The 25,833-nt window shown below is 32.1% G+C and carries 22 protein-coding genes; 8 read left to right on the top strand and 14 right to left on the bottom strand.

The window, feature by feature from the left end; all coding sequences use genetic code 11:
- Positions 1-5: 5 nt before the first annotated feature.
- Complete coding sequence (locus KQS_RS08605) at positions 6-434, bottom strand: DUF1573 domain-containing protein (RefSeq protein ID WP_014388798.1); 429 nt, start codon at positions 432-434, stop codon at positions 6-8.
- A 333-nt stretch (positions 435-767) separates the two neighbouring features.
- On the opposite strand from KQS_RS08605, the gene KQS_RS08600 reads away from it, so the two are divergent.
- Positions 768-3,395: a valine--tRNA ligase gene (locus KQS_RS08600; RefSeq protein ID WP_014388797.1), complete on the top strand. Its 2,628-nt coding sequence runs from the start codon at positions 768-770 to the stop codon at positions 3,393-3,395.
- A 34-nt stretch (positions 3,396-3,429) separates the two neighbouring features.
- On the opposite strand, the gene KQS_RS08595 is transcribed toward KQS_RS08600, so the two are convergent.
- The 4 genes from KQS_RS08595 to KQS_RS08580 all read right to left on the bottom strand — a co-directional run bounded on the left by KQS_RS08595 (position 3,430) and on the right by KQS_RS08580 (position 7,996).
- Positions 3,430-5,703, bottom strand: a complete 2,274-nt coding sequence (locus KQS_RS08595; RefSeq protein ID WP_014388796.1) for a cation:proton antiporter — start codon at positions 5,701-5,703, stop codon at positions 3,430-3,432.
- Positions 5,704-5,819: 116 nt separating this feature from the next.
- Positions 5,820-6,539 carry a LytR/AlgR family response regulator transcription factor gene (locus KQS_RS08590; RefSeq protein WP_014388795.1) on the bottom strand — a complete coding sequence of 240 codons (720 nt, stop codon included), beginning with the start codon at positions 6,537-6,539 and terminating at the stop codon, positions 5,820-5,822.
- A complete protein-coding gene (locus KQS_RS08585; protein ID WP_242400759.1) occupies positions 6,508-7,149 on the bottom strand; it encodes a sensor histidine kinase in 642 nt (213 codons plus the stop codon). The genes KQS_RS08590 and KQS_RS08585 overlap by 32 nt, the downstream gene beginning before the upstream one ends.
- A gap of 145 nt (positions 7,150-7,294) precedes the next feature.
- Positions 7,295-7,996, bottom strand: a complete 702-nt coding sequence (locus KQS_RS08580; RefSeq protein WP_014388793.1) for a VIT1/CCC1 transporter family protein — start codon at positions 7,994-7,996, stop codon at positions 7,295-7,297.
- 196 nt (positions 7,997-8,192) lie between these two features.
- On the opposite strand from KQS_RS08580, the gene KQS_RS08575 reads away from it, so the two are divergent.
- The 4 genes from KQS_RS08575 to KQS_RS08560 are packed head-to-tail and all read left to right on the top strand — an operon-like array spanning position 8,193 to position 13,343.
- The gene (locus KQS_RS08575; protein WP_014388792.1) at positions 8,193-9,671 is read left to right on the top strand and encodes an ankyrin repeat domain-containing protein; all 1,479 of its coding nucleotides are present in this window, start codon (positions 8,193-8,195) and stop codon (positions 9,669-9,671) included.
- 1 nt (position 9,672) lies between these two features.
- Positions 9,673-10,152 carry a DUF2271 domain-containing protein gene (locus KQS_RS08570; RefSeq protein ID WP_014388791.1) on the top strand — a complete coding sequence of 160 codons (480 nt, stop codon included), beginning with the start codon at positions 9,673-9,675 and terminating at the stop codon, positions 10,150-10,152.
- A 9-nt stretch (positions 10,153-10,161) separates the two neighbouring features.
- Positions 10,162-12,357 (top strand): PepSY domain-containing protein, encoded by a 2,196-nt coding sequence (locus KQS_RS08565; RefSeq protein WP_014388790.1) that lies wholly within the window; start codon positions 10,162-10,164, stop codon positions 12,355-12,357.
- On the top strand, positions 12,357-13,343 hold the full coding sequence (locus tag KQS_RS08560; protein ID WP_014388789.1) for an FAD:protein FMN transferase: 987 nt from the start codon (positions 12,357-12,359) through the stop codon (positions 13,341-13,343). The genes KQS_RS08565 and KQS_RS08560 overlap by 1 nt, the downstream gene beginning before the upstream one ends.
- Here the strand turns inward: KQS_RS08560 and KQS_RS08555 are convergent.
- From KQS_RS08555 to KQS_RS08530, 6 genes are all read right to left on the bottom strand, one after another.
- Positions 13,333-14,061 carry a sulfite exporter TauE/SafE family protein gene (locus KQS_RS08555; RefSeq protein ID WP_014388788.1) on the bottom strand — a complete coding sequence of 243 codons (729 nt, stop codon included), beginning with the start codon at positions 14,059-14,061 and terminating at the stop codon, positions 13,333-13,335. The two genes, KQS_RS08560 and KQS_RS08555, sit on opposite strands and share 11 nt — an antisense overlap.
- Positions 14,062-14,109: 48 nt before the next feature.
- A complete protein-coding gene (locus tag KQS_RS08550; protein WP_014388787.1) occupies positions 14,110-15,057 on the bottom strand; it encodes an NAD(P)H-dependent flavin oxidoreductase in 948 nt (315 codons plus the stop codon).
- 102 nt (positions 15,058-15,159) lie between these two features.
- Positions 15,160-15,750, bottom strand: a complete 591-nt coding sequence (locus KQS_RS08545) for a hypothetical protein (protein ID WP_014388786.1) — start codon at positions 15,748-15,750, stop codon at positions 15,160-15,162.
- A 105-nt stretch (positions 15,751-15,855) separates the two neighbouring features.
- Positions 15,856-17,742, bottom strand: coding sequence for a molecular chaperone DnaK (gene dnaK / locus KQS_RS08540; RefSeq protein ID WP_014388785.1), 1,887 nt, complete (start codon positions 17,740-17,742; stop codon positions 15,856-15,858).
- Positions 17,743-17,901: 159 nt separating this feature from the next.
- Positions 17,902-18,270 (bottom strand): ribosomal maturation YjgA family protein, encoded by a 369-nt coding sequence (locus KQS_RS08535; protein ID WP_014388784.1) that lies wholly within the window; start codon positions 18,268-18,270, stop codon positions 17,902-17,904.
- Entirely contained in the window at positions 18,263-19,144 is an 882-nt protein-coding gene (locus KQS_RS08530) for an EamA family transporter (RefSeq protein ID WP_014388783.1), read from the bottom strand. The genes KQS_RS08535 and KQS_RS08530 overlap by 8 nt, the downstream gene beginning before the upstream one ends.
- Before the next feature lie 122 nt (positions 19,145-19,266).
- Between KQS_RS08530 and KQS_RS08525 the strand changes: the two genes are divergently transcribed.
- On the top strand, positions 19,267-20,562 hold the full coding sequence (locus KQS_RS08525) for a DEAD/DEAH box helicase (protein WP_014388782.1): 1,296 nt from the start codon (positions 19,267-19,269) through the stop codon (positions 20,560-20,562).
- Between the two features lie 322 nt (positions 20,563-20,884).
- Positions 20,885-22,300, top strand: coding sequence for an L-serine ammonia-lyase (locus KQS_RS08520; RefSeq protein WP_014388781.1), 1,416 nt, complete (start codon positions 20,885-20,887; stop codon positions 22,298-22,300).
- On the opposite strand, the gene KQS_RS08515 is transcribed toward KQS_RS08520, so the two are convergent.
- Genes KQS_RS08515 through KQS_RS08505 form a run of 3 tightly spaced genes read right to left on the bottom strand, consistent with a single transcriptional unit; the run spans position 22,297 to position 24,835 of the window.
- The gene (locus KQS_RS08515; protein WP_014388780.1) at positions 22,297-23,340 is read right to left on the bottom strand and encodes a DUF389 domain-containing protein; all 1,044 of its coding nucleotides are present in this window, start codon (positions 23,338-23,340) and stop codon (positions 22,297-22,299) included. The genes KQS_RS08520 and KQS_RS08515 overlap by 4 nt on opposite strands.
- Before the next feature lie 2 nt (positions 23,341-23,342).
- Positions 23,343-24,401 (bottom strand): outer membrane beta-barrel protein, encoded by a 1,059-nt coding sequence (locus KQS_RS08510; protein WP_014388779.1) that lies wholly within the window; start codon positions 24,399-24,401, stop codon positions 23,343-23,345.
- Positions 24,401-24,835: a nuclear transport factor 2 family protein gene (locus KQS_RS08505; RefSeq protein WP_014388778.1), complete on the bottom strand. Its 435-nt coding sequence runs from the start codon at positions 24,833-24,835 to the stop codon at positions 24,401-24,403. The genes KQS_RS08510 and KQS_RS08505 overlap by 1 nt, the downstream gene beginning before the upstream one ends.
- A gap of 136 nt (positions 24,836-24,971) precedes the next feature.
- On the opposite strand from KQS_RS08505, the gene panB reads away from it, so the two are divergent.
- On the top strand, positions 24,972-25,790 hold the full coding sequence (gene panB, locus KQS_RS08500; protein WP_014388777.1) for a 3-methyl-2-oxobutanoate hydroxymethyltransferase: 819 nt from the start codon (positions 24,972-24,974) through the stop codon (positions 25,788-25,790).
- Positions 25,791-25,833 lie beyond the last annotated feature (43 nt).

The raw sequence follows: 25,833 nt of genomic DNA, 5'->3' as shown, positions 1-25,833 counted from the left end.
AAATATTATAATCTTGGACCTTCTTTTTTCTTTTCCAGTACACTTTTTTCTTCTTTCACAATAACTAAACCTTTAATTCGCAAGGCAATCATCCCACTTTCTTTATTAATTGCATTGGTAGTAACAGTTATGGTTTTGCTGATTGGACCAGGATTCATATTGTATTGTACTTCTATAGTACTTGTAGCTCCTGGTGCAATAGGTTCTTTTGGAAAACTTGGAACAGTACATCCGCAACTACTTTTAGCATCTTTTATAACCAAAGGTTCATTGCCTGTATTTGTAAATTCAAAAATACGTTTTCCACTGTCTTCTCCTTTAACTACGGTTCCATAATTAATAGTTTCTTCCTTAAATTCAATTTTTGCTCCATTTTGCGCAAAAGAAAGCATTCCAGTGATGAAGAAAATTAATAAAAGTATATTTTTTTTCATTTTTTGTTAATTTGAGTTTGGTAAAAATAATTTTTTTTGAGTTACCAACAAAACCTAAATTCATTTTTTTTATTCTGTTGATATAACTACTTTTGCATAAATAAATACAAAAAGTGTACCAAAGTAATCGACATATAAAAAGCAATTTTTTCTTGATTCTTCAAGAGCGAGTCAACAATGTCTGTTTGTAATCCATCTATTTGCTTTGTAATGATTAGAATGGATTTCTCTTATTACGTTTAAGTAGATAAGTTAATTTTTGTAAGCATTTTTAATAACATACTAGAGTTTAAAATACAATTAAACTTCTAACTTCAAATTTCAAACTTTTATATGATACCAGCACAATTCGATGCCAAACAAGTAGAAAAAAAATGGTATGACTATTGGATGAAAAACAAGTATTTCCATTCAACTCCAGATCATAGAACTCCCTATACTATAGTAATTCCGCCACCGAACGTAACAGGAGTGTTACACATGGGGCATATGTTAAATAATACGATTCAAGATGTATTAATACGTCGTGCTCGTTTAAAAGGCTTCAACGCTTGTTGGGTGCCTGGAACCGATCATGCTTCCATTGCAACTGAGGCTAAAGTAGTAGCTAAATTAAAATCGGAAGGAATTAATAAAGCAGATTTAACTCGTGAGGAGTTTTTAAAGCATGCGTTTGATTGGACCGAAAAATACGGTGGAACCATTTTAGAACAATTAAAACAATTGGGTTGTTCTTGCGATTGGGATAGAACTAAATTTACTATGGATGACGATATGTCGGCTTCTGTTATTAAATCGTTCGTTGATTTATATAACAAAGGCATGATTTATCGCGGTTACCGTATGGTAAATTGGGATCCTGAAGCAAAAACGACTTTGTCTGATGAAGAAGTAATATACGAAGAAAGACAAGGTAAATTATACCATTTAAAGTATCAAATCGATGGAAGTGAAGAGTTTGTAACCATCGCAACTACTCGTCCTGAAACTATTTTAGGTGATACTGCAATTTGTATTCATCCTGAAGATGAACGTTATTTCCATTTAAAAGGGAAAAAAGCGATTGTTCCTATTTGTAACCGTGTAATTCCTATTATTTTCGACGAATATGTGGATAGGGAATTTGGTACGGGTTGTTTAAAAGTTACACCAGCTCATGATGTAAACGATAAAACACTAGGAGATAAACATGGATTAGAAATTATTGATATTTTCAATGAAGACGCGACTTTAAATTCATTCGGCTTGCATTATGAAGGTAAAGATCGTTTCGAAGTTCGTACAGCCATTGAAAAAGAATTAGAATCAATTGGTGCTTTAGCAAAAGTTGAATTGCATACTAACAATGTGGGGACGTCTGAAAGAACAAAAGCAGTAATCGAACCAAGATTGTCGGATCAATGGTTCTTGAAAATGGACGAGTTAGTGAAACCTGCTATTAAAGCTGTTTTAGAATCCGATGAGATTAAGTTACATCCCTCTCGTTTCAATAACACCTATGCACATTGGTTAAATAATATCCGCGATTGGAATATTTCTCGTCAATTGTGGTGGGGCCAACAAATTCCTGCTTACTATTATGGTGATGGAAAAGAAGATTTTGTTGTTGCTGAGACTATTGAAGACGCTTTGGTTTTAGCTAAAGAAAAAACGAACAACCAAGAACTAACAACCAATAACCTAAAACAAGATCCAGATGCATTAGATACTTGGTTTTCCTCTTGGTTATGGCCAATTTCTGTTTTTGGAGGTATGATGGATCCAGAAAATGAAGAATTCAAGTATTATTATCCAACTAATGATTTGGTTACAGGTCCGGATATTTTATTCTTCTGGGTAGCCCGAATGATTATTGCAGGATATGAATATACCGGTGAAAAACCGTTTTCAAATGTATATTTAACTGGATTGGTACGTGATAAACAAGGCCGTAAAATGTCAAAATCCTTAGGAAATTCACCAGAACCACTAGGATTAATTGAGAAGTTTGGTGCTGATGGAGTTCGTGTTGGATTGTTATTGAGTTCATCTGCAGGAAATGACATTTTATTTGATGAGGAATTATGTAATCAAGGTAAAGGTTTTGCGAATAAAATTTGGAATGCTTTCCGTTTAATTAAAGGATGGGAAGTAGCGGATATAGCGCAACCAGAATCCTCTAAAGTTGCCATTGAATGGTACGAAGCTAAATTGCAAAAGACGTTAGTTGAAATTGAAGATAACTTTGACAAATATCGAATTTCAGATGCTTTAATGGGAATTTATAAATTGGTATGGGATGATTTCTGTTCTTGGTTTTTAGAAATGATTAAGCCAGGATATCAACAACCTATTGATACAACAACATTCAATAAAGCAATTGAAATGTTAGAAGCTAATTTGAAATTATTACATCCTTTTATGCCGTTCTTAACGGAGGAAATTTGGCAGTATATTGCCGAAAGAACTCCAGAAGAAGCTTTAATTATAGCCTCTTGGCCTGAAATGAAATCTTTTGATGAGAAAATAATTTCGGATTTTGAATTGGCAACTGAAGTAATTTCAGGAATTCGAACTATAAGAAAAGACAAAAATATTCCGTTTAAAGAAACTATTGAATTAAAAGTAGTTAATAATGAAAAAGCATCAACTCATTTTGATGCAGTAATTATGAAATTAGGAAATATTGTTGATTTAGAATATGTAGGTGAAAAAGTAAATGGTGCTTTATCGTATCGTGTAAAATCAAATGAATATTTTATTCCTGTTGGTGGAAACGTAGATTTAGAAGCTGAAATTGCTAAATTAACGGAAGAATTAAATTATACGAAAGGTTTCTTACGCTCAGTTCAAGGAAAGTTATCGAATGAAAAATTTGTTAGCGGAGCTCCAGAGCAAGTAATTGCAAATGAGCGTAAAAAAGAAGCTGATGCATTAGCTAAAATAGCCACTCTAGAACAAAGTTTAGCAAGTTTACAATAAATAAAAAATCCCGAGTGTAATCTCGGGATTTTTTTTACTCATTTTTTATAATTAATGTTGAAGGGATATCGGATAACCAAAGACTTTTGGTGTCAATTAAGTTTTTCCAACTTTCAATTCCAATTAACATTAAATCTTGTTTTTTTAAAAAGGTTTTGTCAATGGTTTTGTCTTCAATTAAAGCAACATGATTGGGTGCAATTTGTTCTATCAAGCGGATTTGTTCTTTTATTTGAGGATTACTCTTAATATGTCCGCCTATATCATGAAAAATTACTTGTGAATCATTGTTTTTGATGAATTTTTGAGCAAATTGAATTAAAAATACATCATTTTGATTAAAAATAGGAATATATATAGATTCGGTTTTTTCTAAATTTTTATCTACTAATATTCCAACAGGTACTTTACTTTTGGCAATAATATCTTGAGTACGTTCATCAAAGGGCGAATTCTCAAATAGGTTTTCTTTACCTGTAACTTGATTTAATAATTTTTCCGGATTGATTATTCGGGTTGTAAAACCTAATATTTTACCCAATAAACTTCCGTCAAAAATAGATTGTCCAACTCCAATTAATAATAAATCATATTCGCCTCTGTTGGCTACTTCAATAATATCACCTTCAATATCGTTAGATGCCTTGAAGAAAGTTGTTATTTTTTGATTCTCTTTTTCAGACTCTTCTAAAAGTGGAGCAAAATTATCGTGTTCATATTGCTCAATATTGTATTGATGAATTTCATTTGTTGGTGCCAAATGCATTACTGTTATATCAGCATTATTACTCATTTTCTTTGTGAGGCTGTGCGTTAGTTTTAGTAATGATTTCCCTAAATTCGGGGAACCAAATGAAATTAAAACTTTATATTTACTCACATTTGCAATTTCAACAGGTAAATCCGTTGATTTTGTTTTAAAAATCCATTGGATTAAATCCAATGCAGGTCCGGTCATGAACGTTGTTGCTAACGCCATAATGACCATCATAGCAAAAATTTTCGGACTCAAAACCCCCAGATCATACCCAATATTAAGTACCACCAATTCCATTAAACCTCTAGTATTCATGAGGGCGCCAATTACTAAACTGTCTTTCCAACTTTGTCCAACAAATTTTGCCGCTAACGAGCTTCCGATGAACTTTCCGGTTACAGCCACCAATATAATTAAACCGGTCACTTTCCATAGATAAGGATCATTTAATAAACCAATTTCGGTTCGTAATCCTGTAAATACAAAGAATAAAGGCAATAATAATACTAAAGCGACATCTTCAATTTTTTCAATAAAAATATTTCTAAAGCTAATATTTTCAGGCATAATTGCACCTGCCATAAACGCACCAAATAAGGCATGAATTCCGATTACTTCTGTCATATACGCAGAAATAATTAATGTTAAAAAGAAAATAGCGACAATGGGTTTACTAATTTTTTCTTTAGTCTGATGTAAATCACCTACGCGCTTCAAAAATGGTTTTACAATTTTAATCATGAAAAGTACATAAAGGGCCGCTAAGGCAATAATGTACAAGGCACTTGTAAATGAACCTGCTTTTACAATAGCAATAACAGCAGCCAAAATGCACCAAGCAGTAATGTCATCAGCAGCGGCACAGGTAATTACAATAGTACCTAATCTTGTTTTCTGTAACCCGCGTTCTTGAACAATTCGGGCCAAAACAGGAAAGGCAGTAATACTCATGGCAATTCCTAGAAACAAGCCAAAGGAAGTGAATTTAACTCCTTCTGGTGCAAAATTTAAATAAATATAGTATGCTAATCCAATACCTAATGTGAATGGTATAATAATACTGGCATGACTAATAACAACGGCATCGTGAGCTTTATTTTTAAGGACATTGAGATCGAGTTCCATACCGATTACAAACATGAAAAGAATTAAACCTATTTGACTTAAAAATTGAAGATTTGCTAATGATTCTACTGGAAATAGGGTAGCGGTAAATTCCGGAAAATACAGACCAATCACTGAAGGACCCAATACAATTCCAGCAAGGATTTCTCCAATTACTGAAGGTTGCCCTATTTTTTTACAGATCCAACCAAATATTCTTGCGGCTAAAATAATGGTAACAATTTGCGCCAATAAAATGGCTAGAGGGTGGGTTAAATTATGAATCATAGAATCGATAAATTCCATGAAATTGGATTTTTTACTTTCTGGTTGGATAATATTTCTACCTTTTTCAAGTGCAACACCAATGGTTAAATACCAATAAATAATTGCAGAAAAAAAACTTACTAAAACAAAGTAAAATACACTTTTCTTAAAATTTAACATTGTACTATAATTTATAATTCAATGTAAAAATGAATATAATTTGTATAGTAAAATCAAAGGCGTAATTAATTAGCGGTCTAATGTAATAAGACCTGAAAACTTTGTAATGAAATTTTTTAGGTATTGATCTTATTTAAAAAATCGTGTTTGTAGGCCTCACTCAATTGAAATCGGATAAGATCGCCTTTCTGATTTTTTAAGTTCGAAGTTATTTCATCAAAAGTGAAAACATGTACTATTTTTATTGAAATTAATTCTCTTTTATTTACTCTAATAAAGTTAGAAGAAGGTAGTATTTCCAATAATTTGTCAAAAGTAATATTTTTTAATGTCAATTGTATACCATCTTTAAGAAATGCTATTTTATTACGACTATCAACCTCTGCTATTTTTATGTAATCAATTGCATCGAAAAAGAGTAATGATTTGCCTTTATCGGTGTTCAATTGAACAAAGTTTTTTTCTTCTTTAGGAGTTCCTAATCTTAGTTTAGCTTTTTCAATGGCCTGTTCTAAACGTTCTCTTTTTATGGGTTTTTGAACATAGTCAATCGCATTTAAATCAAAAGCTTCTGCTGCATATTCTTTATAAGCAGTTGTGAAAATCACCGGTTTTCCATGTAAAAGATTAGCTACTTGAAGCCCATTCATTGTAGGCATTTCAATATCCATTATACAGAAATCAAAATCGAGAGAAGAACTCTCTTTTAAAAATAACTCCGGATTATTAAATGCTTTTACAACTTCAACATCTGAAATTTGCTCACAAAGCATTTTTAGGTAAGTTAATCCCGGAATTTCATCATCAAGAAGCAAGCATTTTAGTTTTGTATTCAAGTAAATCTATTTTTAGTTGGGCAATATAATTATCGTTTTCAATGTACCGATCCAATTTAAAACAATTGGGATAAATGATTTTTAGACGTTGTTCCAGAGTTTCAGAACCAATACCGCTTTTCTCTTTTTTAAAAGGAGTTTTGGCCGAAATTTTATTGGCGACCGACAAAGATAATTGGTTGTTTTTATATTCAAAAGTGATTGAAATAAAAGCATCCGGACTTTGTAAATCAGCATGTTTAAATGCATTTTCAATTAAATCAATGGTAATTAAAGGCGCAAGTATTTCCTGATGGTAGAGCGAATCTTGTTCGTCAATTTTAGTTTTTACTTTTAATTCAAACAACGGACTTATTTTAATTTTATAAATCTCTATTAAATTCAATGCGAATTCAATTTCATGTTTGGGAGTTACCAATTTATTATGACTTTCATATAAAATATAATCCAAAACATTTGACATTTTATCTAAGGCATAATACGTTTGGTACGCATGTGACTGTATGGAATTTAAGGTATTTTTAAATAAATGAGGATTTAAACGCGACTCTAAATTTTGAAGTTTTAATGTATTGATATTGTTTTCTAAACGGTTGAAATTTTCTTCCATATTTTTTTTTCGTAGTTCTGCCTGTTGCCACTTATTATAAAAATAAAGGGCCACCAACATAAAAATGAAGCAAACTATAAATGCTGAAATTAAAATAGTTGTATGCATAATACGAATTAATAGAAGCAAAAGCGATTAAAATACACTACACTTTTACACCAAATAAATACCCCACAAAGGCAGATAATCCCATAGCCAAAGTGCCCCAAATTGTAACTCTTAAAATGGCTTTGGAAATACTTGCCCCTCCAGTTTTTGCTGAAACACCTCCTAACACAATTAATGATAAAATGGTAAAACCATAAAGAAAATATTCCATTTGTTTAACCGGAGCAAATAAAGTAACTAACATTGGTAATAAGCCTCCAACAGTAAATGCTGCTCCCGAAGCAAGAGCTGCCTGAATGGGATTGGCTTGTGAAATTTCATTAAGTCCGAGTTCATCTCGAATATGTGCGCCTAATGCATCGTGTGCTGTTAATTCTTGTGCGACTTGTAACGCTGTTTCTTTTTTTAATCCCCTTCGTTCATAGATTTGGGCTAAAATTTGCAATTCGCCTTCTGGATTTTCAATTAACTCTTGTTTTTCTCTTGCAATATCAGCCTTCTCAGTGTCTGTTTGTGAACTTACCGATACATATTCACCTGCAGCCATAGACAATGCACCAGCAACCAAACCAGCAACTGCAGCTAATACAATTGGTTCTCTTGTTGAACTTGCTGCTGCAACTCCAATGGCTAAACTTGATATTGAAATGATTCCATCATTTGCGCCTAAAACTGCTGCACGCAACCAATTACTTCTATGTATGTAATGCGTATCTAAATAATTGTCTATTGTAATCATATGATTTTAAATTCATTCTAGATTCATATCTTCAAATTTAAGATTATATTCTATTATACCTATAATTTAAATCGTAAAATTTCTTATTCTTTTATTACTTTTTTTATAAAAAAAAATCTTAAATCATTTTATCAGGTCATTTTTATTAATACCTTTGCTCTTGTTTAGAATTAATATAAATAAAAATAACGTAATAATGAAAAATATAACTTTGGTACTTTCTTTAGTGGTTACAGGTTTGCTTTCTGCTCAAAAAGGGAATACTTTATTGGATCAAGGATTTTGGAAAAAAAATCCGGATGTGGCTTCAGTTAAAGCAGAAATTGAAAAGGGAAATAATCCTGCCGAGCTTAATCCTTCGGCTTTTGACCCAACAGTTTTGGCAATTAATAACAATGCTTCAAATGAGGTAATTAAATTTTTATTAGATCAAAATGATAATGATGTAAATAAGATTACGCATGATGGTCGTATCTATTTACACTGGGCTGCTAGTAAAGGAAATGTTGAATTGGTAGAGTATTTAATTCAAAAAGGAGCAAATATAAATTTAGAAGATTCTCATGATGCAACACCGCTTGTATTTGCTGCGAATGGAGGACAAAACAACACAGCACTATATGATTTATTTTTCAAATCGGGATTAGATCCGAAGAAAAAATATAAAAACAATGCAACTTTGTTAATGTTGGCTATTGCAAATGATAAAGATTTAAGTTTAACTAATTATTTGGTGACTAAAGGGCTTTCGTTAAAAGATGTTGATGCAGAGGGGAATACAGTTTTTGATTATGCTGCTCGATCAGGTAATGTTTCTAATTTACGTACATTACTTTCTAAAGGAGTAAAATTTACACCTATTTCTTTAATTAATGCTGCAGAAGCATCAAGAAGAACGGCTAATACTATTGAAGTATATCAATATTTGGTGGATGAATTAAAAATTAAACCAACAAAATTGTCAAAAAACGGAGAATCAGTTTTACATATATTAGCTAAAAAGGAAAATCAATCGGATATCGTTTTGTATTTTATTTCTAAAGGAGTGAATGTAAATAGTGCTGATAATGATGGAAATACAGCTTTGATGAATGCAGCATCTGGAAGAGATATTTCTTTAATTAAATTGTTACTTGATTTAGGAGCAAAAGTAAATACTGTAAATGCTAAAGGCGAATCGGCTTTGACTCAAGCGGTTAAATCGAGTTCAGTTGAGGTAATAAATGAATTAATAAATAAAGGAGCTTCTATTTCAATTGAAGATAAAGAAAATCATAATTTAGCGTATCATTTAGTTCAAAATTATCGAACTCCAAGAGGGGGTAATGATGATTTTCTTGATAAAATGAATTTGTTAAAAGCAAAAGGTATTGCAGTACAAGTTCCACAACAAGATGGTTCGACTTTGTATCATATTGCAGTTATTAAAAATGACTTAAATTTGATCAAAAAATTAGAAGGTTTTGGAATTGATATCAATGCTAAAAATGCAGAAGGATTAACGGCTTTACAAAAAGCGGCGATGATTGCCAAAGATGATAGTGTTTTAAAATACTTACTAACTTTAAATGCGGATAAAACATTAAAAACAGAATTCGATGAAACAGCTTATGATTTAGCCAAAGCGAATGAAGTTTTAACTAAAAATCAAATTAATATCGACTTTTTAAAATAACATGAAAAAATATATAAAATACACAGTACTAGTACTAGTTCTTGGTCTATTTGCAAACCAAGCCATAGCACAAACATCAAAATACAAATGCATGTTGCAAATGTCAAATTATGTGGGAGAAGGAGCTTATATAGTAGTATCATTAATCAATCCGAAAGGGCAATATGAAAAAACGTTGTATGTTATGGGTGATGATAAAAAATGGTACAAAGACATTAAAGAATGGTATAAATTCTACAATAAAAAGAAGAAAGTTGATGCTAAAACAGGTGCTTCAGTGGCAGGTGGTGATAGAAGTGTTACGGTTTTAGAAATTGATGATAGTAAACTAAATGCTGGTTATAAAATCCGATTTGAGTCGGCCGTGGAAAACCAAAAATACCACGTTACGGATGTTGAAATTCCTTTAACAACTGAAGGTTTAGCAGAAAAAGCGGAAGGGAAAGGATATATTCGATTTGTGAAATTAAGTAAAATGTAAGTCGGATTCATGACATTATCCATTTGGCGCTACGCACACTTTACATTGGCAGTAGTTTCTTCTCTATTTTTAGTATTGGCAGCTGGTACAGGAATAATTCTAGCCACCGATGCAGTAGGGCAGAAATTACCGACTTATAAAGTGGAAAATTTTGAAGAATTAACACTTTCTGATGTTATTCCTGTTGTAAAGGATTCATTTTTAGAAATTTCTGAATTACAAGTTACTCATAACCAATTTGTAATTGTGAAAGGTTTAGATGAAAATGGGGATGAAATTGTGGCTATTGTCAATCCAAACACTGGTAAAGTGATTGGGAAACCAGAAAAAGAAAGTGAATTTATTCAATGGGTCACGTCCCTGCATCGCTCCTTGTTTTTACATGATACCGGTCGAATTTTTATCGGGATAAACGCATTTTTATTACTATTAATTGCTATATCTGGTTTTTTCTTAGTGGTGCAACGTCAACATGGAATTAAACGGTTCTTTGCCACAATTCCTAATGAAGGTTGGAATCAATTTATTCATGTCTTTACAGGAAGATGGATGTTGGTTCCAATCTTTATCATTGCCATTTCTGGAACGTATTTGTCTTTAAATCGTTTTAAATGGTTCGATGAATTTAAAATCAATCACCAAGAATTAAGCTTTCCAAAAGAAGCACCCGAGCAACAAGAAATTAAAAGTTTTAAATCGTTTCAATCCATTAAACTTAGTGAGGTTCAAAAAATTGAGTTTCCATTTACAGACGATGTTGAAGAATTTTATAAAGTCAAATTAACTACTAAAGAAATTTTAGTAAATCAATTCGATGGAACAATTTTAAGTGAAGTTACTTATCCAAAAACGGTACTTTTAGAGATTTTAAGTTTAGATTTGCATACGGGTAGAAGTAGTGCCATTTGGGCTGTAGTTTTAGGAATTGCTTCCATCAGTATTTTGATTTTTATTTATACAGGTTTTGCTTTGTCATTCAAAAGAATGAAGAACAAAATTAAGAATACGTTTAAAGCGGAAGAAAGTACGATAATTATTCTTGTTGGTTCAGAAAATGGAAGTACACTCGGATTTGCCAATGCTTTTTTTACACAGTTAATTCAATCAGGTAAAAAAGTATTCTTGACCGAAATGAATCAATTGAACCATTTTCCAAAAGCGGAACAAATTGTAATTTTTACAGCTACCCACGGTTTAGGTGAAGCGCCTTCAAATGCTTCTAATTTTGAAAAATTAATTCAAAAAACGACTTTTAATAATAAAGTCCAAACGTGTGTTGTTGGATTTGGTTCTACCAATTATCCCGATTTTTGTGGATTTGCCAAAAAAGTGGAAAAGCTTGTAAAACAACAATCTTGGAATGAAACGTTAGTTGAATTACATACCATAAACGATAAATCAGTTGCTGATTTTATTTCTTGGATAAAAGCTTATAATGCAATAAATCAATCGGAAATAAGTACCACCCCAGCACTCTATATCAATCAACCTAAGGAATTACAAGAATTTAGTGTTATTGCTAAAACAACCATTTTAGATGATTGTCAAACATATGTTTTGAGTTTAAAACCGAAAAAGAAACTTAAGTTTCAATCGGGAGATTTATTAGCCATTTATCCAGGAAATGAAGGTAAAGAACGCTTGTATTCTATTGGGAAAGTTGATGAAAACATTCAACTAGTAATTAAGTTACACGAAAAGGGATTGGGGTCAGGATTTATGTATGATTTAAATATCGGTTCTGTTTTTAAAGCACGAATCATTGAAAATAAAACGTTTCATCCACCTGTAAATAAGGAACTGATATTAATTGGAAACGGAACAGGAATTGCCCCTTTTTTAGGTTTGATTCATTCTAATAGCAAAAAAATACCAATTCATTTATTTATTGGGTATAGAAAAGAAACCGCTTTAGTTTCGGAGTTTAAAGCTAAAGCAAGAGATTATATTTCTTTTGGTTATTTAAGTCAGTTTCATTTAGCCTTATCTCGTGAAGGAAATTCGTGTTACGTTACTCACTTAGTTGCAAAAGAAGCTAATACAATTGCAACTTCCCTACAAAATGGAGGAACTGTCATGATTTGTGGCTCAATTGCAATGCAAAATGATGTACTTGAGGAATTGAAGAAAATTTGTGAAGTGAGAACAAAACATAATTTTGATTTCTATTTAAAAAAGGGACAAATTTTAACCGATTGTTACTAATGAAGTATTTCTCATTTCTTTTGTTGTTACTTTCTGTTACTGTAAATGCACAAGTACAACGACATCGCGCAGTGACTTTAATGGGAAGTCGTTTTGATATAACTATTGTTGCAAATGATTCATTAAGTGCTGAAAATTATATTGATGAAGCAATTGCTGAGATTGAACGAATTGAGAATTTAATTTCGGAATGGCGACCACAAACACAAATTTCAGAAGTGAATCGAAATGCTGGAATTAAACCAGTTAAAGTAGACCAAGAAGTGCTTCGATTGACTCAATCGGCTCTGCATTTTTCAACTATTACGCAAGGGGCTTTTGATATTAGCATTGTTGCTATGGATAAAATTTGGAAATTTGACGGAACAATGACAGCTTTGCCTTCTGAAGAAGCAATACAAAAGTCTGTTGAAAAAGTAGATTACAGAAACATAGAGATTGATACTATTAATTCAACTCTTTTTTTGAAAAAAACGGGTATGAAAATTGGTTTTGGTTCAATAGGGAAAGGGTATGCAGCAGATCAAGCCAGAAAATTACTTGAATTAAAAGGAGTTAAAGCCGGAATCATAAATGCTTCGGGCGATTTAACAACTTGGGGAAAACAAGTCGATCATTCGTATTGGACTATCGGAATTACGAATCCATTTGAAACAGAAGATTTTGTAAAAATCGTAAAATTAAAGCGCTATGCCGTTACTACTTCAGGGAATTATGAGAAATTTGCCGAAATAAACGGACAGCGTTATTCACATATTATCAATCCCAAAACAGGGTATCCTTCGACCGGTATTTGTAGTGCCACGGTTTTTGGTCCAAGTGCTGAAATAGCCAATGGGTACAGTACTTCTATTATGGTGTTGGGCGTGGAGGAAGGACTAAAATTACTAGAATTAAATCCTGAGTATTGTGCCTTAATTATAACGGATAAAGGAAAAATTATTTATTCTAAAAATTTTAAAAAAAGTAAATTTACTAAGAATTAAAACTTTTAATTAATGTAAAAATTCCGGTCGCTAAAATTAAAAAGAGGACAGTCGTTTTAAATTGCTTTTCAGTTAGTAAATTGACAATTCTTTTTCCAATATACGTCCCAACAATACTGATAACTATTAAAATTGGGATGAGATATATGTATTTTTTTTGTAAAAATCCATTTGAGGTATAAACGATACTTCGGCTTACATCAATTCCTAAATCGATCATTGCTGAGGTAGCGATAAATAAATTAGGTTTTAAACTATATGAACTTAATACAATTCCGCGAATTGCACCACCCGTCCCCAATAATCCAGCAATAAATCCAGATAAAGCTCCACCAATAACTGAATTTGATGTTGTAGGTTTTATGATGAAATTTTTGAAAATTAAGAGCAAAACACTCAGTAGAATGAGGAAAATGGCTAAAATAAATTCTAAGGTTTTGCCAGAAACAAATTTGCTTAAAAAGGCACCAATCAACACAAAAAGAACGGAGGGAATACCTACTTCTAAAAGTAATTTTTTATCAAATCCTTCTTTGAAAAAATATATTTTTGACAAATTACTCGAAACATGATAAATAGCCGTTATGCCTAAAACTACATGAAAATCAAGAAAATAACTAGCTATTGGAATAAACAACATGGAAGAACCAAATCCACCAACCGTTCCAATTATTTCTGCTAATAAGGCTAATACAATAAAATAAATTAAAAATTCCATTATAACTAATTTGGCTAAATATAATGAATAGTTATAAGTAAGAATATTTTAAATGAATTTTTTTATAATTTCTGCTATCGGTTCTATTGCATGGGTCGTTTCAATACTGGGTCCGGCCACCCACACCGTTTTATAGGTCACTTCTGTAGCGGCTTTTTCAGTGGCTTTCATACCAACATAAAAGCGAAACATTTTAACCCATTTTTTTAATTTCTTATTCTTGTTTAGAATGCGTTCAATCCAAGGTTGTTTCGTCCCAACTTTTTGAACATAGGGAGTGTTAATCACAGTACATGGAGTGCCAGAAATGCGTTCGGTTACGACAATATCTTTTGCTCCATAATCTACACAAGCTTGTTTGTATTCTTTAGAGACACCAGATTCCTCCGAAGCAATAAACGGACTTCCTACTGAAACACCAATAGCTCCAAAATTTAACATTTTATCTATATCGGCTTTGTTTCCAACACCACCTGCTGAAATAACAGGTAGGGAAGTACCTTCATTTAACATTTTAATTAATTGCTCTGGATCGATCTCCCCTCTGTGCCCGCCAGCCTGATTGTTTACTGCAATTAATGCATCAGCACCACAACTTTCTACTTTTTTAGCAAAATTTAAGTCGGTCACATCACAAAAAACTTTTACACCATGTTTATGAGCTTCTTTAATGGTCTCTTCTGGACTTCCAAGTGAAGTAATGATGAAATCTACTTTTTCCTCACAAAGAACACGTAATTGCTCTTTGTATTTTATGTTTGATTTGTTTACAATTAGATTAAATCCATAACTGCCACCCTCAACTTTTGCCGCTTTTAATTCCTTAATAGCCATTTGAAGTTCTTCAATTGTTCTATAATTTAAGGCAGGTATACAACCAGCAACGCCATTCTTCATGCCTTCAATAACCATTTTCGTATTGGAAACTAAAAACATAGGAGCCATTATTATAGGATGTTTTATCTGTAATAGTTCAGTTAAAGTAGCTTTTTTCATTTTTCTAAATATTTTCTCAAATATAAAAAAAAATACTATGCATGCATAAAAAAAAGAGCAACAATTACTTGCTACTCTTTTTTCAAAATTAAGTATGAAGTTTTATTTTTTAGGGTCGTATCTTCTAGTTTGAGGGTTGAATTTATATTTATTTAATTGATTTTTTGTTGATAAATGTACCTCGTAATCTTTAGTTAATGTAAATTCAAAACCTTCTCTTCTTGTTTTTTCAACAGTTTCTGTAGCAGCAGATTTTCCTAATTGTTTAATTTCTTTGATGTTAGATACTGTTTGAATGTTACCTAATATTTTTACTTTAGTAGATGAAAAATCCCAAATTTCATTAGTTGTAACTAACGCATTCTCTTTTTTTAATTTGGTTTCTGTTTTAATGTTTTCTGTATACGTAAAATGATACAATTTAACACCAGACACTGTAAAACTTGAGATTTTAAAATTAGTGGGTTGTTGGGCTTTATCTTTTGTAGTTAACTCTTTAAGAATTACATTTTCTTTTTTTCCTGCATTATCAATAATTATAGCTAATTTTTGTTTTCCCCCTTCAGATATTATTTCTGCTTTTAAATTTTCAAATGAAGCTAAAGAGGAAGAACTAGTAGCTGTTTTTCCTTTTTGTGCAAAAGTTGTAGTAGAGACTAATGCAATTAGTAATGCAATTACTAGGTTTTTCATATCTTTTATAGTTGTAAATTGGTTTCTCAATATACAAATTATTTTAAAATAAAAAACCGAGTTAAAAAATTTAACTCGGTTTTTTGAAATATATTTTGTGATATATTATTTTACTTCCTCAAAATCAACATCTTGTGTAGTGTCTCCACTTTCATTTGTTGGTTCTGCTTGAGGAGCACCTTGTCCTTCAGCTTGTGCTTTATACATTTCTTCAGATGCAGCTTTCCAAGCTTCATTGATTTTATCCAATGCTGGTTGAATTGTTGCCACATCTTTTGTTTCGTAAGCTTTTTTCAATTCTTCTAAAGCAGCAGATATATTTGATTTATTACCTTCTGATAATTTATCACCAAATTCAGATAATTGTTTTTCAGTTTGGAAAATCATGCTATCCGCTTCATTTAATTTAGAAGCTTTTTCCATAGCGGCTTTATCTGCTTCAGCATTCATCTCAGCTTCTTTTCTCATTTTTTCAATTTCTTCTTGTGTTAATCCAGAAGAAGCTTCAATTCTAATGTCATGAGATTTTCCAGTACCTTTATCTGTTGCCGAAACTTTAATGATTCCGTTAGCGTCAATATCAAAAGTAACTTCAATTTGAGGAACTCCTCTTTGTGCTGGTGGAATACCGTCTAAATGGAAACGTCCAATTGTTTTGTTATCGTTTGCCATAGGTCTTTCTCCTTGTAACACGTGAATTTCTACTGATGGCTGGTTATCTGCAGCTGTTGAGAATACTTGTGATTTTTTAGTAGGAATCGTTGTATTAGCTTCGATTAATTTAGTCATAACACCACCCATAGTTTCAATTCCTAAAGATAAAGGCGTTACGTCTAATAATAATACATCTTTTACATCTCCTGTTAAAACACCTCCTTGAATGGCAGCTCCAATAGCAACTACTTCATCAGGGTTAACTCCTTTTGATGGTTTTTTTCCAAAGAATTTCTCAACTTCTTCCTGAATTACAGGAATACGTGTTGAACCACCCACTAAGATTACTTCATCAATATCTGAAGTTGATAATCCAGCATCTTTTAATGCTTTAGCCACAGGGTCCATAGAACGTTTTACTAATTCGTGCGCTAATTGCTCAAACTTAGAACGAGTTAACGTTTGTACTAAGTGTTTAGGACCTGAAGCAGTAGCTGTTACATAAGGTAAGTTAATTTCTGTTTGAGCAGAAGAAGATAACTCAATTTTAGCTTTTTCAGCAGCTTCTTTTAAACGTTGTAAAGCCATTGGGTCTTTACGTAAATCTACACCTTCAGCAGCATTGAATTCATTTGCCAACCAATCAATTATCACTTGGTCAAAATCATCACCTCCTAAGTGTGTATCCCCGTTAGTTGATAATACTTCAAATACACCGTCTCCTAATTCTAAGATAGAGATATCAAATGTACCACCACCTAAGTCATAAACTGCGATTTTTTGATCTTTACCAGCTTTGTCTAATCCATAAGCTAATGCAGCAGCTGTAGGTTCGTTAATTATACGCATTACTTCTAAACCTGCAATTTGTCCTGCTTCTTTAGTAGCCTGACGTTGTGCGTCATTAAAATAAGCCGGAACAGTAATAACGGCTTGTGTTACTGTAGTTCCTAAATAATCTTCAGCAGTTTTCTTCATTTTTTGAAGTGTCATTGCTGATAATTCTTGTGGTGTATACAAACGACCATCGATATCTACTCTTGGTGTATCGTTGTCACCTTTTACCACTTTATAGGCAACAGTTGATGCTTCTTTCGCGCTTTCAGAGTATTTGTTACCCATGAAACGTTTAATTGAAGCAATAGTTTTTGTAGGGTTGGTTACTGCTTGTCTTTTTGCAGGATCACCTACTTTAATTTCTCCACCTTCAACAAATGCGATTACTGATGGTGTTGTACGTTTTCCTTCTGCGTTGGCAATTACTACTGGTTCTCCACCTTCCATTACTGCCACACATGAGTTGGTTGTACCTAAGTCAATTCCAATAATTTTACTCATAATATTTTCTCCTTTTAATTCTTTTTTGATAGTTCCTCTAGGAGTGAACTGTGCGATGCACGATTCGATATAGTCAATAGTTGTGCCAAGTGAAAAAAAACTTTAAATTGTCATATTTTAATAAATTAGTTTTAAAAATAACTGACAAACTGACATTTTTTATTTTTTATGACAGCGAGATTTAATTAAATACAACGAAATTCCGGCCAAAGTATAAATAATCAAATCTTCATAAGAAAAAGTGTTTCCTATTACTATTCGAAGTATTTTATTTTTAATTTGAAAATAATCAACAATATTCAAATATTGAAGTATTTCGATTAAATAGGAGAAAAGCAGAATTCCAATAATGATATAGGTTGGCTTTGTTTTTACAAAACTTGCCGTAAAATAATATAGTAAAAAAACAACCAAATAATCACCTAAATAGGGTCTAATAAATTGGTCATGAATAAATAAGGCAATAGCAACTTCGGTTATAAATAGAATAGAAAAAATGAAAAAATGAATGTGGTTGTAGTTAAACATTACTTCTCTTTCTAAAATTGAATACAACAATAGATAATGCAATTAAACTATAAGCTACCAATTGAGAAATTTGCACTTCTTCTTTAAAATAAAATAAGGCTAAAAAGAAATGAATCAATGGATTGGTATACATCAAAATACCCACAGCAGAAGAATTCATCCCTTTTAAAGCAAATAAATTTAAATACAATGGAATGATGGTAAACAAAACCACAATTAAACTCATCATAGTATAAAACAAAGTTTCAGTAGGAATTGGTCCACCGTATACAGGATAAAAAGGCAATAAAACAATAGATGCAATTACCAATTGAATAGTCAGTATGATGAACTTGTCAAAATTACCATTTTTACGTTGCGATATTAAGTATAATGCAAATGAAACGGCAATGATTAGACTGTAAATTAAATCTTTTACATGACCATAAGATAATATAGCACAACTGATTATACACAATAAAACAGCAACCCATTGCCAATTTTTTAAGCGTTCTTTTAATAAGAAAAAAGCAAGTACGGTCGTAATAATTGGACAAATTAAATAGGCAAAAGAAGCCGATTGTAAACTGACATGATTTACGGCATACATAAATAAAAACCAGTTCAATACCAATAAAAAGCCTCCTCCAATTGTTAAGGTTAAAAACTGTTTTTTTTCTTTTTTAGTGAAGGAAAGATAAGCTTGCCAACTGTTTAAAACTATATCTTTTCTAAGTGTAAAATTTAATACCAGAAGTAAAGTAGTCGAAAAAAATACCCTGTAAAATAAAATATCAAGCGAAGCATATTCATGTAAAGGTTTTAACGCTAAACTGAAAAATCCCCATATAATAAATGAAAGTAAGGCGTAAACGAAATATTTGTTGAATTGCATCGCTATTTTTTTGCAAAGATAGCTATTAATTTACCAATAAAGTTAGGGTAGACGATGTCAATCTTTTGTTAAAAATGCACATCTAGTAAAAATAGATTATCTTTGCTCAACAAAATTAAAATATGACATTCGAAGATTTAAAATTACATCGCAATATTACAGAAGTATTAAAAGAAGAAAACTATGTAGCGCCTACACCCATTCAACAACAAGCAATTCCTATCATATTAGAAGAACATGACTTGGTGGGTTGTGCACAAACTGGTACAGGTAAAACCGCTGCATTTGCGATTCCTATTTTAAATTATTTGCATCCAATTGTTGGATCAAAGAATAAACGAAAAGTCATTAGAACCTTGGTTCTTGCACCAACGCGTGAATTGGCTCATCAAATTTTAGATAGCTTTGACACTTATGGTCGTTACATGAATACAAAAGCTATGGTGATATATGGTGGTGTCAATCAGGTACCCCAAGTAAATAAAATAAAAGAAGGAGTAGATATTTTGATTGCTACACCAGGACGATTATTGGATTTACACAAACAAGGATTTATTGATTTAAATCATTTGCATCATTTGGTAATCGACGAAGCAGATCAAATGTTAGACATGGGTTTTATAAATGATGTAAAGAAAATAATTAAACTTACTCCAGATAACCGTCAGACACTATTGTTTTCTGCAACCATGCCTGCTGCTATTCGGGAATTAGCCGATCAGTTTTTGAAAAAACCAAAATTTGTTTCAGTTACTCCAGTTTCAAGTACGGCTGAAAAAGTGAACCAGAAAGTTTATATGGTTCAAAAAGAAGATAAACGAAAACTGTTGATTCATTTACTTCAAGAGGAAAAAATATCGAATGTGTTGGTTTTTGTTCGAACTAAACACAGTGCAGATAATGTGGTTAAAGCATTAAAAAAGAATGAAATTACAGCTGAAGCGATACATGGGGATAAATCGCAGACGGCTCGTTTACGTGTGTTGGATGAATTTAAAAATAAAAAAATATCGGTTTTAGTTGCCACAGATATTGCTGCTCGAGGGATCGATATTGATTTGTTACCCTACGTGATTAATTTTGATATTCCCAATGTGCCTGAAACGTACGTTCACCGTATTGGAAGAACAGGTAGAGCAGGAAACGAAGGATTGGCCATTTCTTTTTGTGGAAAAGATGAAGTTACTTATTGGAAGGACATCGAAAAATTAACGCGTCAACAAATTAAAGTAGTTAAAGACAATCCCTTTCCATTTAGAGAATATACAGAAGAAGAAAAAACAGCCAAGCAAAACGATAGAAGAAATCCCAAAAAACAAAATACTGGACAAAAACCAGCAGGAACAAGCAATGCTAAAAAAGCTTCTAATTCCAAAAAGTCCGATGCGTCTAAGAAAAACAAAAAACGTTGGTATTAATTGATTTAAGAGCGAAGTAAAAATACCACAGTTTATAATCATATTAGAAGGAACAGGTTCAGTGTTGAATTTGTTCCTTTTTTTGTGTTTTAAGTATTCTATTATTTCCGAAACAGTATAACAATTGAAAGTAAAAAAAACTATGATTGTTAAAGAAAATAAAATTTATTCATTGCAATAATTGGAAAGAATTAATTTCAGTTTTAGTAAGTTGTTTTTTTGTTTTTTCACAAATTTCTCCATTCTACACTTAAAAATTCCACATCTAAATTCTGAATTCTAAATTCTAAATTTTACCTTTGCTACTCTAACGATTTAGTATATGGAATGTATTTCAGTTTTTGATATGTTAAAAATAGGGGTTGGACCTTCAAGTTCACACACTTTAGGACCTTGGCGTGCTGCAGAAAAATTTTTAGCAGAAGTTAGAAGCAAAAATTTAATGGATAATATCAATCGTGTTAAGGTTGATTTATATGGTTCTTTATCATTGACTGGAAAAGGACACGCTACCGATTTAGCAGTAATGCTTGGTTTAAGCGGTGCTGATCCAGAGTACATTCCAGTAGAAAGTATCGATGTGATTATTTCGGCTATAAATAATAAAAACGAAATCTTCCTTGGAAACGAAATTTTAATTCCGTTTCATGTAAATACAGACATCGTATTCAATCGTAATTTTTTACCTTTTCATGCCAATGGATTAACTTTTACAGCCTATACCGATAAGGTTGAATATACTTCTACTTTTTATTCTATTGGTGGTGGATTTGTTGTTAAGGAAGAAGAGGATTCTAACAAAAGTCAAATTAAATGTGCTTTTCCTTTTCCTATAGATAAAGCTACAGAACTATTGGAATATTGCCAAAAAGAAAACAAAAAGATTTCAGAAATCGTTTTTGAAAATGAAAAATCGATGCGTTCTGAAGAAGAAATTCATAACGAATTACTTCGTATTTGGGATACTATGTTGGAATGTATGTACATTGGTTGTCATACTGAAGGAACGTTGCCAGGAGGTTTAAATGTAAGACGTCGTGCTTATGATATGCATAAAAATTTGATAGGGGTGTTGCCTTATGATAACCCCTATTCTTGGTTGCAAATTATTCGTCAGACGGAAGTGAAATTTAGACAAATTTTGAAATGGGTTTCTTGTTTTGCATTGGCTGTGAATGAAGTAAATGCGTCTTTAGGTCGTGTGGTTACGGCGCCTACAAACGGAAGTGCAGGGGTAATTCCTGCGGTGCTAATGTATTATATGGTCATTGAAAACCACGAAGCAAACGAGAATCAAATTAAACAATTTTTGATGGTGGCTGGTGAAATTGGCAGTATCTTTAAAAAAGGGGCAACTATTTCTGCGGCTATGGGTGGTTGTCAGGCTGAAATTGGAGTTTCAAGTGCAATGGCTGCTGGTGCTTTATGTGAATTGATGGGCGGAACACCAGAACAAGTTTTAATGGCGGCAGAAATTGCTATGGAACATCATTTAGGTTTAACATGTGATCCTATTGGTGGATTAGTTCAAGTACCTTGTATTGAAAGAAATACTATGGGCGCAATTAAAGCGATTAATGCGGCGGAATTGGCCTTAGAGACCGATGCTAAAAACGCTAAAGTACCTCTAGATAAAGTGGTAAATACCATGTGGGAAACGGCAAAAGATATGAATAACAAATACAAAGAAACATCTGAAGGAGGGTTAGCGGTTGCCGTTGGATTAGCAGATTGTTAATTTTTTGACTTTTTCAATTGTTTGATTTCTACTTGTAATTTCTTGATTTCTTTTACCAAGTCGAGATTTTCTTCTATGTTTTGATGAACAACAACATCATGACATTTGAGGTTGTTTTGCATAAAATATTGGGTTATTTGGGCATCTATACTGCCGTTGAATGAAGTTGTTGAAACATCCAGTTCAATTATTTTATTTTTTGAATCAATAGAATAATTAATAACATGAAAATGCGGCTCAATTTTATCGTTTATCACTCGTTCTACACGGTATTGAAACATATTTTGAATGGCTAATTCATAGGCAAAGTAAAGCGCTGGAAGTAGGGTAAGTAAACCTAGAACCACAAACCATCCGTTGACACTTTTAATGGATCTGTCAGACTGTTGTTTAAATTTTAAATATTTAGTCATCATTAAGGTTCCTAAACCAATAAAAATAGAATTGATGGAATAGGTATACAGACCGCCTAGTAAATATTCTATATTCCAATTGGCAATACCAAATCCTGCTGTACATAACGGTGGAATACAAGATGTTGCCACAGCCACAGCAATAATAACTTGTGTGCCACTTTCTCTTGAAATAGCAAGCATAGCAGCTAAACCGCCAATAAAGGCTAATAATACATCGAAAAAAGTAGGTTTAGAAAAACTAATTAGTTCTTCCGTTTCTATAGAATAGGGATTAACTACATAATATAAAGTAGAAAAGAAAACACTAACAATGATAATTTTAAGGGCATTTTGCAAACTGTTTTTGAATAAGACAACATCAGCGGTTCCTACTGAAAAACCAATACCAAAAATAGGTCCCATTACAGGCGAAAGTATCATGGCACCAATAACGGCACTTTTTGAATTAATATTCAAACCAATACAGGCAATTAAAATAGCAAATGCTAAAAGCCATAAATTTTTACCTCTAAATTCAACCCCTTCTTTAATTTCAAGATAGGTTTTTTCTTCAGCTTCCTGAGAAGATTTTAGGTCAAATAATTGTCGGATGTAACGTTTAAATAGGGCTATTTTAGCAATCATAGTTAGAATTCAAAACTCAAAGTCGAAGTTACAGAAAAATTATCTTTTTGTGTATTTTCATCAAAAATATTTTGGGTAGCGTGGTACCATTTACCTTCCGTTCTCAATTTAAATTTTGAATTTACTAGAAAATCAAAATTTATTGAATTACCAATAGTCTTAAAGGGTAAGTTATAGCTTGTAAGTAGTACATTTTGAGTGTCTTGATAATATTCAATCCGATGTGTTATTTGCCATTTAGAATGAATTGAGTATTGGTTAATTAGTACAGGACTAAACCAATTGACTAATTTTGTACCATTGGGAGCTACATCTTGTAATCCATAATCAAATCCGATAACAGCATGCCACTTAGGATGCCATTTGCTGTCCCAATAGAAATTACTGAAATAGCGAAAGCCTAAATCGGTTCCATAATACTCTTTTCCTATGAAGGTACTCCAATTTAAAAGATTGTTTTCATTAGGTTTGTATACAATTTGCGTTCCAAATGCTGGTGGAATAGAAGCAGCTACTTTTTCAATATGCTGCCAGCCGTTAGTTATTAAACCTGCAATACTCCATTGATTGTTGAGTTGATGATTTAATTTAACACCAGTCATGTAATAGGGAGAGTTTTCCGCCAAAATAGAACGTGTTAAAGTCAGATTACTGTGGGTTGTAGCGGATTCAAATCCAATATAACTGGGTAAGATACCCGCTTCAAGTGACGTTTTTTTATTTTTATCTAAAAACACTCCAACACAAGCTTCGTTTATATATTTTATGGATTCTGTAGCATAATTATCTTCTACATAAGTACCCGCATGAACGGATAATTTTGCATACACATTCTCATAGCTAATATTGGCTCTTAACAAAGCAATATTTAAATTAAAACTGTTTTGTCTGTTGTAATTGTATTGAAAAGGTTGTTTGTAATTCGTCTCTGGTTGGTCAAAATCATATGAATAATAGGAATCAATGTATCCAGAAAAATTAATTGCAACTTTAGAGATACTGTCTTGTCCAAAAAGCAGTACAGGTGTAAAAAAAATTAGGTAAAAGAGTTTTGATTTCACTATTTCTTTCTTCTCGTATCAATCAAATGTACAATTTTCCATTGATTATTTTCAAAAAATAAAGTAAATGAGTTGACACCAGAATGACTAAAACTGCCATTGACATAAAATTCATAAGGTGTCCAAACATGAGCCATGGCTCCATCAATTTGAATTTTGTAGTCTAAAAGGCGTTCTTCAAACTGTAACTCTTTTGGGAACTTAGCAAAGGATTGAATGAATTCTTTAGCTGATTCTTCACTGAATTTGGTTCCTTTTTTGCTTTCAGCAATAGACTGTAAAAGCATTTTTTCATGACAAACCGATTTTATTTTTAGTGTATCTCTGGAATGAAATCCTTCAAAAAAAGTTGCTACTACCTTTTTAGCCTCCGCTTCTTGCGCGTTACTAAATAAGGAAAAACTAAAAATAACGAAGTAAATAATTTTTTTCATATTCAATTTGCTTTGATTATAAGTAGATGTTAAATAAAAATTGTTACAAGAAAATAACTTTAGTACTTTTGTAGTTCAAATTATTTAGATTTAAATTTTCATAAGACTTTTACATCTATATAGAAAATAAATTATTATGTCTGTAGCAAAAAGCGATTATAAAAGAGTTACCACCAAGTCATTAATTGATATGAAAGCCAAAGGGGAAAAAATATCAATGTTAACGGCTTACGATTATACTATGGCTAAAATTGTTGATACAGCAGGTGTTGACGTAATTTTAGTGGGCGATTCTGCGAGTAATGTAATGGCCGGACATGAAACTACTTTGCCTATAACATTAGACCAAATGATTTATCATGCCTCTTCAGTGGTGCGTGCAGCAGAAAGAGCTTTGGTAGTGGTAGATTTACCATTTGGTAGTTACCAATCGGATTCTAAAGAAGCGCTTCGATCGGCTATTCGAGTGATGAAAGAAAGTGGGGGACATGCCGTTAAATTAGAAGGCGGAAAAGAAATTAAAGAATCAATCAAGAAAATTCTTCAAGCTGGTATTCCTGTTATGGGACATTTAGGATTAACGCCGCAATCGATTTATAAATTTGGTACTTATACCGTTCGAGCAAAAGAAGAGGCTGAAGCCGAAAAATTAATTGAAGACGCTCAATTATTAGAAAAATTGGGTTGTTTTGCTTTGGTTTTAGAAAAAATTCCGGCAAAATTAGCACAACGAGTGGCCGAAAGTATTTCAATTCCTGTTATAGGTATTGGAGCAGGTGGTGGTGTTGATGGACAAGTATTGGTTTTGCATGATATGGTAGGTATGACACACGAGTTTAGTCCACGTTTTTTGCGTCGTTACATGAATTTATTTGAAGATATGACAAAGGCAATCGGACAATATGCTGCAGATGTTAAATCGAAAGATTTTCCAAATGCAAACGAACAATATTAATTGGATATAATAGATTTTTAGACTGATTAGATTTTATATAGTA

Source organism: Flavobacterium indicum GPTSA100-9 = DSM 17447, from assembly GCF_000455605.1.
Lineage (GTDB): Bacteria > Bacteroidota > Bacteroidia > Flavobacteriales > Flavobacteriaceae > Flavobacterium > Flavobacterium indicum.
This window is presented reverse-complemented; position numbering and strand designations above follow the sequence as displayed.

Excerpts from the sequence above, each read along its gene's own strand:
- panB (WP_014388777.1), top strand. The coding sequence starts at position 24,972 with ATGTCTGTAGCAAAAAGCGATTATAAAAGAGTTACCACCAAGTCATTA.
- dnaK (WP_014388785.1), bottom strand. The coding sequence starts at position 17,742 with ATGAGTAAAATTATTGGAATTGACTTAGGTACAACCAACTCATGTGTG.
- KQS_RS08505 (WP_014388778.1), bottom strand. The coding sequence starts at position 24,835 with ATGAAAAAAATTATTTACTTCGTTATTTTTAGTTTTTCCTTATTTAGT.
- KQS_RS08530 (WP_014388783.1), bottom strand. The coding sequence starts at position 19,144 with ATGCAATTCAACAAATATTTCGTTTACGCCTTACTTTCATTTATTATA.
- KQS_RS08555 (WP_014388788.1), bottom strand. The coding sequence starts at position 14,061 with ATGGAATTTTTAATTTATTTTATTGTATTAGCCTTATTAGCAGAAATA.
- KQS_RS08575 (WP_014388792.1), top strand. The coding sequence starts at position 8,193 with ATGAAAAATATAACTTTGGTACTTTCTTTAGTGGTTACAGGTTTGCTT.
- KQS_RS08515 (WP_014388780.1), bottom strand. The coding sequence starts at position 23,340 with ATGATTGCTAAAATAGCCCTATTTAAACGTTACATCCGACAATTATTT.
- KQS_RS08600 (WP_014388797.1), top strand. The coding sequence starts at position 768 with ATGATACCAGCACAATTCGATGCCAAACAAGTAGAAAAAAAATGGTAT.
- KQS_RS08580 (WP_014388793.1), bottom strand. The coding sequence starts at position 7,996 with ATGATTACAATAGACAATTATTTAGATACGCATTACATACATAGAAGT.
- KQS_RS08595 (WP_014388796.1), bottom strand. The coding sequence starts at position 5,703 with ATGTTAAATTTTAAGAAAAGTGTATTTTACTTTGTTTTAGTAAGTTTT.
- KQS_RS08560 (WP_014388789.1), top strand. The coding sequence starts at position 12,357 with ATGAAGTATTTCTCATTTCTTTTGTTGTTACTTTCTGTTACTGTAAAT.
- KQS_RS08605 (WP_014388798.1), bottom strand. The coding sequence starts at position 434 with ATGAAAAAAAATATACTTTTATTAATTTTCTTCATCACTGGAATGCTT.
- KQS_RS08535 (WP_014388784.1), bottom strand. The coding sequence starts at position 18,270 with ATGTTTAACTACAACCACATTCATTTTTTCATTTTTTCTATTCTATTT.
- KQS_RS08525 (WP_014388782.1), top strand. The coding sequence starts at position 19,267 with ATGACATTCGAAGATTTAAAATTACATCGCAATATTACAGAAGTATTA.
- KQS_RS08545 (WP_014388786.1), bottom strand. The coding sequence starts at position 15,750 with ATGAAAAACCTAGTAATTGCATTACTAATTGCATTAGTCTCTACTACA.
- KQS_RS08565 (WP_014388790.1), top strand. The coding sequence starts at position 10,162 with ATGACATTATCCATTTGGCGCTACGCACACTTTACATTGGCAGTAGTT.
- KQS_RS08550 (WP_014388787.1), bottom strand. The coding sequence starts at position 15,057 with ATGAAAAAAGCTACTTTAACTGAACTATTACAGATAAAACATCCTATA.
- KQS_RS08520 (WP_014388781.1), top strand. The coding sequence starts at position 20,885 with ATGGAATGTATTTCAGTTTTTGATATGTTAAAAATAGGGGTTGGACCT.
- KQS_RS08570 (WP_014388791.1), top strand. The coding sequence starts at position 9,673 with ATGAAAAAATATATAAAATACACAGTACTAGTACTAGTTCTTGGTCTA.
- KQS_RS08585 (WP_242400759.1), bottom strand. The coding sequence starts at position 7,149 with ATGGAAGAAAATTTCAACCGTTTAGAAAACAATATCAATACATTAAAA.